General features: G+C 48.9%; 9 protein-coding genes. 7 read left to right on the forward strand and 2 right to left on the reverse strand.

Annotation, left to right across the window (positions count from 1 at the left end; translation table 11 throughout):
* Positions 1-116 precede the first annotated feature (116 nt).
* The gene (locus tag NKT06_RS16170) at positions 117-479 is read left to right on the forward strand and encodes a VOC family protein (RefSeq protein WP_253436421.1); all 363 of its coding nucleotides are present in this window, start codon (positions 117-119) and stop codon (positions 477-479) included.
* A gap of 53 nt (positions 480-532) precedes the next feature.
* On the opposite strand, the gene NKT06_RS16175 is transcribed toward NKT06_RS16170, so the two are convergent.
* Positions 533-967, reverse strand: a complete 435-nt coding sequence (locus NKT06_RS16175; protein ID WP_253436425.1) for an Rrf2 family transcriptional regulator — start codon at positions 965-967, stop codon at positions 533-535.
* 226 nt (positions 968-1,193) lie between these two features.
* Positions 1,194-4,796, reverse strand: coding sequence for a chitobiase/beta-hexosaminidase C-terminal domain-containing protein (locus NKT06_RS16180; protein WP_253436428.1), 3,603 nt, complete (start codon positions 4,794-4,796; stop codon positions 1,194-1,196).
* Between the two features lie 313 nt (positions 4,797-5,109).
* On the opposite strand from NKT06_RS16180, the gene NKT06_RS16185 reads away from it, so the two are divergent.
* The 6 genes from NKT06_RS16185 (at position 5,110) to NKT06_RS16210 (ending at position 13,874) form a co-directional block, all read left to right on the forward strand.
* Positions 5,110-6,462: a glycoside hydrolase family 140 protein gene (locus tag NKT06_RS16185; RefSeq protein WP_253436432.1), complete on the forward strand. Its 1,353-nt coding sequence runs from the start codon at positions 5,110-5,112 to the stop codon at positions 6,460-6,462.
* 3 nt (positions 6,463-6,465) lie between these two features.
* Positions 6,466-8,079: a response regulator gene (locus tag NKT06_RS16190; protein WP_253436435.1), complete on the forward strand. Its 1,614-nt coding sequence runs from the start codon at positions 6,466-6,468 to the stop codon at positions 8,077-8,079.
* A 5-nt stretch (positions 8,080-8,084) separates the two neighbouring features.
* Positions 8,085-9,908: a cache domain-containing sensor histidine kinase gene (locus NKT06_RS16195; RefSeq protein WP_253436438.1), complete on the forward strand. Its 1,824-nt coding sequence runs from the start codon at positions 8,085-8,087 to the stop codon at positions 9,906-9,908.
* Between the two features lie 251 nt (positions 9,909-10,159).
* Positions 10,160-11,101: an ABC transporter permease gene (locus NKT06_RS16200; RefSeq protein WP_253436441.1), complete on the forward strand. Its 942-nt coding sequence runs from the start codon at positions 10,160-10,162 to the stop codon at positions 11,099-11,101.
* Positions 11,102-11,126: 25 nt separating this feature from the next.
* Positions 11,127-12,047, forward strand: a complete 921-nt coding sequence (locus NKT06_RS16205; RefSeq protein ID WP_253436444.1) for a carbohydrate ABC transporter permease — start codon at positions 11,127-11,129, stop codon at positions 12,045-12,047.
* 78 nt (positions 12,048-12,125) lie between these two features.
* Positions 12,126-13,874: an extracellular solute-binding protein gene (locus NKT06_RS16210; protein WP_253436448.1), complete on the forward strand. Its 1,749-nt coding sequence runs from the start codon at positions 12,126-12,128 to the stop codon at positions 13,872-13,874.
* Positions 13,875-13,901 lie beyond the last annotated feature (27 nt).

The raw sequence follows: 13,901 nt of genomic DNA on the forward strand, positions 1-13,901 counted from the left end.
CCACGTTTTTGACCGTGTTGATCTTTTTTGAAAGCTTGACAAAGTCACAACGTTTATATATAACTAAATTAGTTATAACCATTATGGTTATATTTAAAATCAAATTGGAGGTTATCATGAAAATTATAAATCATTTTATCCCCGTTTTTACCGAGCAACTGGAGTTAACCGTTGCATATTATGAATCTCTTGCTAATCGAACTATGGATCGAACGTGGAATATTCCCGAGGCTGGCTTATCTTTAGCCACAGTATATCCTTACGTCATTGTATCGGGAAGTCCAGAGGCCTTGGAGCCCGCTAGATCACTTCGAGCAGTGGTGTATGTCGATTCCATGGACGAATTGAAGGTAGAACTAACAAAACAAAATACCCCTATCGTAAGAGATCAGCATGGTCCTATTGGTCCAAGCGTTTTTGTTCAACATCCTGATGGTAGTTTTATTGAATATGTTGAGCCTGCGGAAGCTTCTGTCTGAATTGGTGCAAAATCAAAGAATACAAAATAAGCTGCTCCATTAGAGGAGCAGCTTTATTTTGTATTTGACTTTATCCGTAGTTGCTCCACAATTTGAGCTAGGGTAACAGAAGCGAGTTCATGCTCCATAGCCTTCTGTGCATTAGAGAATTGGGGTAATAGAATGGATTCAATGTTCACTCCTACAGAACAATTTGGGTCAGTATCCTTGTGAATTTTGAAAAGCTGATTTTCATCCACAGATTCGACTGCTTGGAAAATACTCAGTAGGGTTAGTTTTTCAGGAGATATCAGAAGAGAGGCCCCCGCAACTCCTGGTTTTGTATCAATATAACCTGCTTTTTTGAGCTGAGCCATAATCCTTCTAATGACTACAGGATTACTATTGATGCTACGCGCAATTCGATCGCCTGTACTATATAGGGGGTCCAGCGAGATCATGGAAAGAATATGGACTGCCATCGAAAAGCGACTACTTATTTGTTTCAATCTACTCACCTTCTTTGCTGAATAGTATAGTTTCTTTCAAAGAACAGGTCAATCGACGGCTTCGTCACCAGGTAACAGAGTGGATATGAGGAATGTCAAAAACCACCCGCTATGAACTGCACCTCCAATCGTCAGAAAGTTTCCAACAACCGAGATACAGCTCACCGAGCGCGTGGTTATGATTTTCCTTTTCCTAATGAAAGGTAATGAATTTCTGCTTATGTTTCTATGGAAGAACAGTAATCACGATATCATCCACGAAAGCTGTGTTGTCCCCGGTTCCCGAAGTTGCCACAAACCGGATTTGATGTTTTCCCGGCTTGATGAGCTGAAAGGAATTCGTGGTGAACTCAGCATAAGCACCGCTTGTCGGTATAAATGAACCGAGCAACTGATCATCCACGTAGACATCAAACGACTGTTGCCCTCCAAAACTGCTCCGCTTCGCAGACTGAAATTGAATGGCGTAGTTGCCTGCTGGGAAAATCACCGATTGGCTGAACTCGCCCTGCTTGCCATTAAGGGTCTGCAAGTATGCAGCTTGCGTGCCTTCAGGTGCGTTGGAAGCACCGAACACACTGCCATTGCGAATTCGGCCTGCATTGTTTTTGAAGCTCCAGCCGTCACCGCTTGCCACTGCTACTCCGTTCTGGGACGTGACGGTCGGACTTTCGAATCCGCCATGTTGCAGAACGGCATAGTCAGGAACGGCAACCTTTTCTATGGAAACCTGATCAATAAAGGTTGCACCTGTGCCTGTCCCTGTTGCGGAAAATAGAATCGTATGCGATCCAGGTTCAACGGTAAACCAATCCGTGGTGAAGGATGCGTAGGTGCTGCCGGACGGCATAATCGTTGCGACCGTTTGCCCATCCACTTCAATCTGCACCGGTTGAGCTTGCCCTGCATTCTGAGCAGCAGCTTTCAGGTTAATGACGTAGCTGCCTGCAGGAAACGTCAGCGACTGTTGAAATGAACCATGAACGCCATCCTGAATTCGAACAAATGCAGCCTGAACCCCGGCAGGTGCTGGAGTAGAAGTCATGCTGCTGCCACTTCGCAATATCCCCGCCTGATCATTAAAGCTCCATCCAGCAGTTATGCCACTCACCGTGCCCGATGGATCAGTAACCACAGGTGACTCAAAGCTCGAATTGGTGATATAAGGGTCTTCCGGAGTCTGTGGTAACGTAATCCGTACATCATCGATAAAAGCCGTATTGTCACCTTCAGTCGTTGTGGCTACAAACTTGATCGTGTGTTTACCCCCAGCCGTCTCGAAGGGCTCCGTTCGGAAAGTTTGGAAGTTGCCGGATTCAGGCCGATACGAGCCAATGACCTGATCATCGAAATAGATGTCAAAGGACTGCGTGCCCCCAAAGCTGGTGCGTTTGGCCGCCTTGAACGACATTTGGTATGTTCCCGGCTTGAAATGGATCGACTGCCTTATCGTGCCGGAGACGCCACCATCCGTTTTCAGATAACCTGTCTGTACACCTTGAGGCGCAGCAGTAGCCTGGAATGGACCGTTGTTATGCTGCACGCCGGAACGGCTGTCGAACACCCATCCGTTGGTCATGGGTCCCGGTCTGGCGGATGTGGTAGCCGGTTTTTCAAAACCAGCGTTGAAGAACGTGACCACAGGAAGCTCATCCGGTATTTCGGGGTTAACAAAGCAACGCTTGTCTACACCCGGAATCGGATCGCCCAGAATGGCACTTGTACAGGCAACGCCGTTTTCCTGAATGGAATAATTAAATAATCCGTCTGCACCGTAAGCGACAACCGCTTTACCCTGAAAATAACACTCTCCGCCGTTTTCGATCATGCACAGCTTATACCCGTCCGGTGCGCTGCTGATTTGTCCAATTTGATACAGGGAGGACACCGTGCCGGATGGTTGCAAGCCATCTTTGAATGCTTTGGCTTTGTAGAGTGCAAGCGAACCTTCGTTCAGAACAATCGGTCTGACATACAGGGAAGACTGGGCTGTAGGCTCGCTACCGTCTGTCGTGTACCGTATTTGCGCTCCGCTCGTCGTTGTCTCCAGATAGAGCACTTCGGAGCTAGGGAATATGTGCCGATCCAGACTGAATGTTGGAACTTCAACTTTACCCGCCTGTGAAGAAGGCAGGACGCGTATGAGGGCGACGCCATACGCCGATGGATCGGCCGTGCTGGTTGCACGAACGGCAATCAACGTTTCATCCGTCACCTGAGGTGCCTGATAAACGCCGCTGCTGCTGTTAATGGTGCCGTTGTTTTGTCCAACCACGCTCCAAGTCACACTTCCGGTATTATCAATTACTTCTGCCCCAAGCGTGATGGAGTCACCTGAGCGAACCGTAGGATTAACTTCATCCAGCTTGACCTGGGTCTCGGCAGGTCGGGTCGTGTAGATGATCACATTGTAATCTCCATCCACGTTGCTGTCTGTCAACGAATTCCCTCCTGGAAAAGTTGCTGCAACCGGAGGAAGAACCGCGTTGGCTTCTTGAACAATATCGTTGTTGTATACAAATTTGCGGAACGTTTGATTCACCGCAGTATCGCCAAAATTCAGCTTGATTTCTTTTTCCGTGCCGGCTTTGGTCTCCACAAGCACGGTATAATTGCCGTCGTCGCCTCTGAACGCCGCGGCGCGTACATCGGTCGAACCGCCCGTGTCCACAGCCAGAACCTCACTATGCTCAGGAATATAACGGTTCAGCATGCCTGCGATATAAAATGTTTTGCGAGGGGTCAGCCCCAGAACAAGCGCATCCCACATCGTATATGTGCCGTTCGTTCCGCCGGTAGGATCATTGGTCCAAACCCCGTTTAACTGCCACATGAGGGCTGATTTCACACCCATATTGGCGGTTTGGATGACCGAGTTCGCATATCCCGCATCCCAATTGCTCGCCTGATCATCTGCCCAGCCGAATTCGGTCAGGTGTAGCGGCTTGTCGCCAACATACCCTTTCCGCAGCGCAAAGGCGTTGCCGAGCCCTTCATACGATTCCCCATATACATGGAAGCTGTATCCATCGATGGCATCATCCGCATATTGCTTCATGTACTCAATCCAGGCCGGAGCGCCCGTCTCTTCAGGACCCCAGATTTCGATCAGATCGCGCAGACCATCCGCAGTCAGCCTGGCACTCGTTTTATTCACCATTTCGGCATAATAAGCCTTCTGGTCACCGGGAGCCTCAAAGTCCCAACTGCCGTTCGGTTCGTTGTAAAACGTCAAATATTTCACATTGTCATAACCGCGGTTCAGTATCAACTCCTCCAGCAGGGCGGAGGCAGAAGCGGCATAAGCATCCAAATCGGCTGGCGCACTCGTCCATGGGTCAATGCCCGGTATTGTAAACCAGTCATGCACAGTTGATCCGACTTTCCAACCAAAGTTCAGCTCAATTTCGGTTCCGGCAGCCTTGAAGGCGTCGAGATATTTGTAGAAAGCTTTCATTTTTGCACTGTCCCACGTATAGGTTCCTTTCGCAGGTTCCATCCAGTCGATCTGAAACCACACTCTGGCCACCTTGGGCTGAATAGTCTGAATTCGCTTGTTGTCAACCTCCCAATGGGCTTCCGAATAGCCGTATTGAGTTTGCCCGGGCATGAGGGCGGTAGGAATGGTGTTGACGCCGACGCCGAGAAAATCATCCTGAATCACATCACTCGTATCAATCGTAATCGTGTGGCTGGTACCGTTCAGATTCTGGTTCTGGTTCTGATTCGCGTAAATCAGGGAAGGAGCGGGAACAAACGAAGCGAGCATGGTGGATATAAGGAACGGAATTGCCCATCGTGAAGCTAAACGACCGGATCTACTTTTCATTTCAGCTCTCCTTTTTCATGGTTTACCGCAAGGGTTACTCCATGAGGTGGTTCATGTCAGTCGACTTGCGGCACTTAAAATGATAGCGTTTACAATATAAGTCAGATTTGAATTATCCATTGAAACAGTTGAAAAAATATCGGCTGAGGTTGAACAAAACGAAGCCGGGTTGAACGATTCTGCTTGGTAAAGGCCCTTTACGAATACAAATGTGCATTTTATGCTTTCATTAGAGAGTGTTTCGTCAGAAACATGAAAATGATCGTCACTTGCAATGCCCATGGAACTGTAAAAATAGGGAGGGTCTAATAACATGTCAACTAATCCATACTCTACCATCACTGCGCTTCAGGTTTCCGACACCGGTCGCTATCTGGAAACGTCGGAAGGAGTCCCTTTTTTCTGGCTCGGTGACACGGCTTGGGAACTTCTGCATCGTTTGAACCGGGAAGAGACTGAACTGTACCTTCGTACAAGGGCCAACCAGCGTTTCACGGTCATTCAAACGGTGCTGCTGGCCGAGTTCAGCGGTACCACAACGGGCGATGCTCAAGGCAGACTGCCTTTTCATATGGACGAGAACGGTCAACCTGAACCAATCCGTCCGGATACCGATGGACCTTACTCCTATTGGGATCATGTAGACGCTATGCTTCAACTTGCAGGCAATCTGGGTCTGTATGTTGCACTGCTCCCGACTTGGGGTGACAAGTTCAACAGGAAGTGGGGGAAAGGGCCAGAAATATTTTCACCGGAAACGGCCTTTGATTACGGAAAATGGCTGGGAGAGCGATACGCTGAATATCCTCAGATTATCTGGGTACTGGGGGGAGACCGTCCTCTGGAGACAAAGCGTCATTTCGCAATTGTCACGTCCATGGCACAGGGGCTGAAACAAGGTGGTGCCCGGCAGCTAATGACGTTCCATCCACCGGGATGCGATTCATCTTCTCGCCAACTGCATGATGAGCCGTGGCTTGATTTCAACATGATTCAATCCGGACACGGGGAGCGGGAGATTACCAATGATAGACGTGTACAGCAAGATTATGAACGTAAGCCGGCGAAACCCACGCTTGATGCCGAGCCATGTTACGAGGATATTCCTGTCGGCTTCAGGGGTGAACAAGGCTATTTCGATGCAGCAGATGTGAGGAAAGCTGCGTATTACGCTTTATTTGCTGGTGCGCTGGGTCATACGTATGGACACCATTCCATATGGTCAATGTACCAAGGTCCGCATGATCTCATGGAATCGAACAGCCAAGGGGATTATTTCATTATGTCCTGGCGGGAAGCACTGCATCGTCCTGGTGCGGAGCAGATGCGCCATGCGCGTGCATTACTCGAAGGGGAGCTGGGCCCGGATTGGAGACCCAATTCGAATCTGATTCATCAGAACCGTGCAGGCGCAAATCATGCCGTAGCTGCGCAGAGTAAATATAACGCTTACATTTATCTGCCCAATGGCTTGTACGTCGATGTCGTCATGGGGTATATTGAGGGCAAGAAAGCAAATGCCATGTGGTTTTGCCCCAGAACAGGAGATACAACCAAGGTTTCTTCAGATTCAGATTCTACAATACCGAATCAAGGCATTAAACGTTTTGCAGCCCCAACCAGCGGAAGAGGGAATGACTGGATTTTGATTTTGAAGGGGGTCTAATGCATGTATAAGGTGATGATCGTGGAGGATGAAATGCTCGTTCGCATCGGACTAAAGAACTCCGTCGAATGGAGCAAATTCGGATTGGAGGTTACGGCCGATTTCCCGGATGGCCTGGCCGCATGGGATTATTATGAGCGCGAGAAACCCGACGTGGTCATTACCGATATCAGTATGCCCAGAATGGATGGCATGGAGCTGATCTCCAACATCCGCAGGCAAGACAAACATACACGCGTCATTGTGCTGTCATGTCTGGAAGAATTTGAATTGGCTCGCAAAGCACTGACACTGGATGTGTCCAGTTATATTCTTAAACTAACCATGACCGAAGAAGAGATTGAGCAGGTACTAACAGGGGTCAGGGAAGAGCTGGATCAGCAGCATATTATCCTACCTCAATCGCAAAAGACAGGGACGGCGTCTCCGGATATGGAGCTTGTGAAGGAAAAGATGTTTAAAGATTTTATGTTCTATCGCATCTTCTCAACGCAGGAATTCGCCAGGTTCGTCTCGGAGAGCGGTCTGCGTCTTTCGCCCGTTCGTCTCGTCGTGTGTGTAATGGAAGTGGACCGATATGCCTCGCTCAAGGAACGTTTTCGGGATGAACACGGCCACTTAGTCAAGATGTCGCTGTTAAACATTTTAAGCGAGATCATGTCAGGTTATAAACGGGGAGAGGCGGTTCAGATCAACGACCGGCATTACGCGCTTGTGTTGCATTATGCCGATATATTGTCCGAACAATCCATCGTGCAGGAACTTCGGCAGTTGCTCGAACATGTTCAGGATACGATCCGTCATTATTTCAACAGTACCGTTTCGTTCGGGATCAGCAGCATCAATGGGGGATATGACTCGCTGCCGAGACAATACGCCGAGGCACAACGCGCGTTACAGCGTAAATTCATCACCGGTCCCGGACAACATCATCAAGGAACAGGGCGTGCAGACCATTCGGGCGTGCTTGAACGACTTGAACGGCTTCGAAGTCATACACCTCTTCGGGAATTGCTTCCGTCGCTCAAACAGAAAGAATACGATGAATTCCTGGATGAGATTGAACGCGGCATGAACGAAGAGCGAAAATCAATGGAGATCACCATTTACCAGTTTGTACAGTGGATTAATACGAATGTATATGATCATAACAATGAAAAAACGCTGCTGCTTAGCATGACCGAAAAGTTGGAAATCTGTGACACGATGCCGGATATGCTTGACCAGGTCGTTATCTATATTGACACGTTGGTTGATTTAATTCGCAAGCGCTTACAAATGAGTGATGAGATTACCCGCGCCATTGAGTACATCAAACGTCATTATACCGAAAACATCAGTCTCCAGATGGTTGCAGACCATGTAGGTCTAAGCATGGGGTATCTCAGCAACCTGTTCCGGAGAGAGCTGCAGATCACTTATATTGATTATGTGAACCGTTATCGGATTGAACGTGCCAAGGACCTGCTTGCCCAAAATCAACTGCGCTCTTCCGATGTGCCGGCTCTGGTCGGCTTTTCGCCCGAGTATACGTATTTTAGCAAGGTATTCAAAAGAATCACGGGTCTTAATCCGAACGAATATCGGCGCCAAACGACGCTCAAAGACAGAGGGTGACATGAATGAGGACATCCGTCAAATCCCTGTTTGTCTCCAGACAGCTCCGAACACAGCTTATTCTGTATATTATGGTCATCAGCCTCGCCGTACTGGCGGGGGCTTCTTATTTTATTTATTCCTTTATGCAGAATATGATCAAAATCCAGAACGAACGTTTGCTCTACCAGCAATTCCAACAGCTTGACCATAACATAGGCGGCCTGGTGAAAGAGATCGATCGCCTATCCATGCTTTTTTTGCGGGATGATCACATTCAGCAGTTTTTGTACAAAATTTCGGAGAAAACGGAAGAGGAATTTCTCGAATCGAAAAACGACGTGCAGCGGGTGATTGCCGATTTCATCGACAACTATAACTATATTGACTCGATTTATATTACGGCGAACAATCTCGGGGCAGTAGGAGGAAGTCAGAAGCGGACGCTCGTTTATGATCGGGACGCATGGCAGCAGAGCTTCTTTACTTCCGAGCCCTTCCGTCAAACGCTCGAACAGTATCCTCATCTGGTTATCCATTCCGGAATCAAAAAATCATTCTACAATCCCTATCTGACCGGAGAGGACGATGGTTACCTGATCAGCCTGATGCGTGGCACGCGTGCCATCTATGATCCAACAACAAGCGCCACGCTGATTTTTAATATCGATGAACGGTATCTATCATCCATCTACGCTACGGCGCTGAACAGTGAAGAAGGCGACATGTATATCGCTAGCGCTGACGGAACAATCATTTCGGCCAGTGAAGCAGATCGGGTGGGTACGCAGAGCCACTTCACACCGGGTGCGGAGCTTACGGACGGAGCTTACGGAAGCCTGGATGACGAAAAGGCCGGACGCAGCATGCAGGTTGTATATTACAAACTTCATGACGGCGGGTGGTACCTGCTGAAAGAAATTCCGCTCAGTCAGTACGCAGACCAGATTCTGGGCGTTCAACGAATGCTTGTACTCGTGTTCACGATTAGTGTACTTGCGATATTCATAGCCTCCTATTTCTGGCTTCGCAAAATCATTAAACCGCTCAACCAATTGTCTAGCAAAATGAAAGACATGAGCCGCGGTGAACTCGGGGTTACCGTCGATCACGTTCCGAATAATGAGCTGGGCACGGTCATTCGCCGCTTTAATGAGATGTCGCTCAGCATGGTAGAACTGGTGGACAAAAACAATGAGATTCAGGAAAAAAAGAGGGAGCTGGAACTGGAGGCATTGCAGTATCAGATCAATCCGCATTTCCTGTACAACACCTTGAACATGATTCGCTGGATGGCTGTCATTGTGAAGGCGGACAACATCGTAAATACGATTGTAGCACTGGGCAATATTTTGCGCCCCGTATTCTCCAGCAAAGACTCCATGTGTTCTCTGCGGGACGAACTGTCGTATCTGGACAATTATCTGAAGATCATTAACATGCGATTCAACAATAATATTACATTTACAATGGACGTGGCTGAAGAGTGGATGGATTGTCAGGTGCCACGTTTTATCCTGCAGCCGCTGCTGGAAAATTCCATTGCTTCCGGCAGACAGAGCGAAGATTTTGCCATTCAGATTGGAATTACGGCCTCGGTTGACCAGGAACGTCTGATGCTGAGGGTCACCGATTCCGGCGTCGGAATGGATGCAGAGAGCATCTTAAAGTTAAACGAAAAGCTGGCCAAGGGGGAATCGCCCATATCCACTGTTGGCGGGAGCGGAATCGGACTGAATAACGTCAATAAACGGATTCGTTTGTATTATGGACCGGACTTCGGTATTCATTTCGTTCCGGCCGATCAAGGCGCTGAGGCCATCGTTACATTGCCTGTACATCGATTATAGAAGAGGAGCTGCGGCTTCAAATGATCCATGCTCTCGTGAGCTTCGCCGAAAGGCAGCACATGAGGGCGTTTTTTTCATATTAGGACACTGTTTATTCGTTCAAGCGGAGCCTTAAATTTGTTCAAGTCAGCTTGCGGGGCAGCTTTGTTTTTTTCAAGCAAATCAGGAGATCTTTCATTCAAGGGCCATAAAGAAAGCGTTATCATATGAATAAGCCAATACGAAAGCACACGTACAAAGGAGAAATTCATATGCAACGTACCAAGACCCTGAACAGAGCCGTAACCCAAAGGACCGGCAAGCTGAATCGCAAGGACGGCATACACCTCCTGCTTCTGGCCACACCATTTGTACTGTTTACGCTGGCCTTCAGCTACGTACCTTTATTCGGATGGATCTACGCATTCTTTGATTACAAACCAGGCATCCCACTTCAACAAACCCCTTTCCTGGGGCTGGAAAATTTCCGCAACATGCTGGATGATCCACGGATGGGACCCGTGCTGGCGAACACGCTGGCACTAAGCTTGTTGTCCATTGCAACCGCTCCCGTACCGATGCTGCTTGCCATACTGATCTCGGAAGTCCGCTCCGGCTGGTTCAAAAGGCTGGTGCAGACCGTCTCTACACTACCGAATTATATTAGCTGGATCATCGTATTTTCCCTCGCATTCAGCATGTTCAGTACGGAGGGAGCCGTCAATTCCATCATGATGAAAACGGGGATCGGCAGTCCACCCGTGGATATTCTTGGTAACTATGACCGGGTATGGACGGTGCAAACCTTGCTGCTGCTGTGGAAGTCCGCAGGATGGAGCGCCATCATCTATCTGGCTGCCATCGTTGGCATCGACAGCGAACAGTACGATGCAGCCAAGGTGGATGGCGCCGGGCGCATGCGTACGATTTGGCACATTACGCTGCCAAGCATCATGCCGACCTTCATTGTGCTTTTGCTGCTCTCCGTCAGCAACCTGCTGTCCGCAGGATTTGAGCAGTATCTCGTGTTCAGCAACGTCATGATTGCAGACCGGATTGAAGTGCTTGACCTCTACGTATACCGGCTCGGACTGGTGACAGGTGACTACTCGTACTCGACAGCTGTGGGCATTTTCAAAACCGTAATTAGCGTTCTGCTGCTCTTCAGCGTCAACATTCTATCCAAGAAAGTTCGCGGTCAAGGCATCGTCTGACCCCAGGGAAAGGAGCAAAACAAATATGCGCACACAACCCGCAGGACAGACGCTTCGTCCCGTCCGCCACACCGACTGGAAAGACCTTACGTTCACCCTTTTTAATTACATCGTGCTGTCCTTGCTTGTCATCATCACCATATATCCTTTCTACTATATCTTCATCTATTCGATCAGCGATCCCATCGAGGTCCAGAAAGGGGTATATTTCTGGCCAGCCGGCTTCTCCCTTGAAGCTTATCAAGCGACGGTGAAATTGCCGGGCATCATGGACGCTGCCATTGTCAGTGTCTCCCGGACCGTGCTCGGAACGTTGATTACAGTGTTCAGCTGTTCCTTCTTTGCCTATCTCATTACCAAAGAAGAGATGCCGTTCCGCAAAATCATTTACCGTTTTGTACTGATCACCATGTACTTCAATGCAGGCTTTATCCCATGGTATCTGACCATGAAAACGTATGGATTGCAGAATAATTTCCTGCTGTACATCATTCCAAGCGCGATGTCGGGCTTTAACATCATTTTGATCAAAACGTTCATCGAACAGCTACCCGCATCCCTGGAGGAATCGGCCAAGATCGATGGTGCCGGCTACTTCCGGATCTATCGGAGCATTATTTTCCCGCTGTCGATGCCGATTATCGCCACCATTGCCGTATTCTCCGCCGTAGGTCAGTGGAATACCTGGTTCGACAACTTTTTCCTGGTGGAAAATCCGAAGCTGCAAACGTTGCAACTGGTACTCTACAACTTCCTGAACCAGTCCAGTAACCTGTCCAACATGACGACAGATGAGTTGACCCGCGGCGATGTTGTCCGGACGCTCACACCGCAGTCCATTCGCATGACCATTACGATGCTTGTCACGCTGCCGATTGTCCTGGTGTATCCGATGCTGCAGCGGTATTTTGTCAAAGGCATCATGATGGGAGCCGTCAAGGGTTAAGGTTGTATATGGTGCAATCACACCGGATTATCCGGCAATCGCCGATAATTATAGAAGAAGAAACAGGAGGGTTATGACATGAGAACTAAAAAGTCGTTCCGTCAAGTAATTGCACTGCTCATGATGACGTCTTTGCTGCTGGCAGCTTGTACGGGCAGCGGCTCGGGAACGGGCCAGACCAGCACAGGCGAAACCGGTTCGTCAGATACCGGCTCGGACAAAGACCTCGTGACGCTGCGAGTGCTCATCATGGAAACCGGCTCCAAGTGGAATACGCAGCAGAACAACGAAGTGGCCAAGGCTATTGCCGAGAAGATCGGTGTCAAAATTGAATACGTTGAAGCAGACGAAAACAAATTCAATGTATTGCTCGCTGGCGGCGATCTGCCCGACCTGGTGCGTACGGACGTGAACAAATATCAAAAACAATTGATTGAAGGGGATCTAATCGTTCCACTCGACGACCTGCTCGCTACATCCGGCAAAGACATTACGGCGAACATCGGTACTGTGGTCGAATACAGCAAAAAGAACTGGAGCAACGGTACCGGAAACCTGTATTTCCTGCCTCCCCAAGTGCAATCCAAACCGGGTACTTCCATTGCGCCAATCACCATAGGCCCGACGATTCGTTGGGACTGGTATAAGGAGATTGGCACCCCGGAAATGGCTACGATGGATGACTTGCTGGACGTTGTAGGAAAAATTGTGGAAAAGCACCCGCAGACCGAAGACGGCAAAAAAGTGTACGGCGTGTCCATGTGGCAAGATTGGGGATTATGGCCTTATACGATTCCGCCAATCATCTTTACCGAGAATGTAGGGACTACAAGCGACCTCACTGCATCCAAAGTTGGCGGCAGCGATTTCATCAGTAACTTGACCGACGAGTCCTCCAACTTCTGGACTGCACTTAACTTTTATAATAAGGCTCAACGCAGAGGATTGCTCGATCCGGATTCCCTGACGATGAAGAACAATGACTACATGGCTAAGGCTACTGCAGGACAGATCGTTGTCGGCCCCGCCACTTGGGCAATGGGGGATTTCAATGCACAGCATGCCAATGATGGCAAAGGATATCTGGTTGTGCCTGCTGGCAAACTGGCCTGGACGGGAGCAGTCAATCCGCTCGGATGGCAGGATAAAGCCTACAGCATATCCAAAACATCCAAACATCCTGAAAAAGCGATGGAATTCCTCAATTATATATACTCCTATGAAGGTGCACGCACCATGTATAACGGCGTAGAAGGCAAGCACTGGAAGATGGTAGACGGCAAACCGACACTTACGGACGAAACACTCGCATTAAAAGCAGCAGGCGGAGCTCCATACGAAGCAACCGGACTTTCACTGGATCGCAACATCATCGGTCTGGGCGGTGACATGGTCAATCCCGATGACAAAATGCCGGTCGACCTCTTTACCTCGGAGGAGGCGCTGTCCAAAGCGGCCACCCCGCTTGAGAAAGATTTTGCAGAACACTATGGCGCTTCTTACTCGGGAGAGGTATTTAAAAATTGGATCGATCAAGGCAAACTAAATACGTTCACCAGCTGGATGGACGGCATGACGGACGAGGAGATCGTACAGCGGAACACCGTTCCAGGCGTAACCTTGGACGACAAATTGAAGAAACAGGAAGCAGAACTTAAAGAACTGGCAGCGCGCGAAGCGGCCAAAGTAATTCTTTCCAAGGATGAGCAGGCGTTCGAAGCAAATAAACAGGCTGCACTTGCGGCATTCAAAAAAGCAGGAGCAGATGAGTTTACCGCCTGGTATAACGCCGAAGTACAGCGGCTTCGTCAAGCTCACGGGCTGTAATACGACTTCGCTCGTAACGACAAGCGT

Source organism: Paenibacillus sp. 1781tsa1, from assembly GCF_024159265.1.
Taxonomy (GTDB): Bacteria; Bacillota; Bacilli; order Paenibacillales; family Paenibacillaceae; genus Paenibacillus.

What these genes read in the sequence shown, in the direction of transcription:
- NKT06_RS16195 (WP_253436438.1), top strand. Translation starts at nt 8,085, where the DNA reads ATGAGGACATCCGTCAAATCCCTGTTTGTCTCCAGACAGCTCCGAACA.
- NKT06_RS16190 (WP_253436435.1), top strand. Translation starts at nt 6,466, where the DNA reads ATGTATAAGGTGATGATCGTGGAGGATGAAATGCTCGTTCGCATCGGA.
- NKT06_RS16200 (WP_253436441.1), top strand. Translation starts at nt 10,160, where the DNA reads ATGCAACGTACCAAGACCCTGAACAGAGCCGTAACCCAAAGGACCGGC.
- NKT06_RS16185 (WP_253436432.1), top strand. Translation starts at nt 5,110, where the DNA reads ATGTCAACTAATCCATACTCTACCATCACTGCGCTTCAGGTTTCCGAC.
- NKT06_RS16170 (WP_253436421.1), top strand. Translation starts at nt 117, where the DNA reads ATGAAAATTATAAATCATTTTATCCCCGTTTTTACCGAGCAACTGGAG.
- NKT06_RS16210 (WP_253436448.1), top strand. Translation starts at nt 12,126, where the DNA reads ATGAGAACTAAAAAGTCGTTCCGTCAAGTAATTGCACTGCTCATGATG.
- NKT06_RS16180 (WP_253436428.1), bottom strand. Translation starts at nt 4,796, where the DNA reads ATGAAAAGTAGATCCGGTCGTTTAGCTTCACGATGGGCAATTCCGTTC.
- NKT06_RS16205 (WP_253436444.1), top strand. Translation starts at nt 11,127, where the DNA reads ATGCGCACACAACCCGCAGGACAGACGCTTCGTCCCGTCCGCCACACC.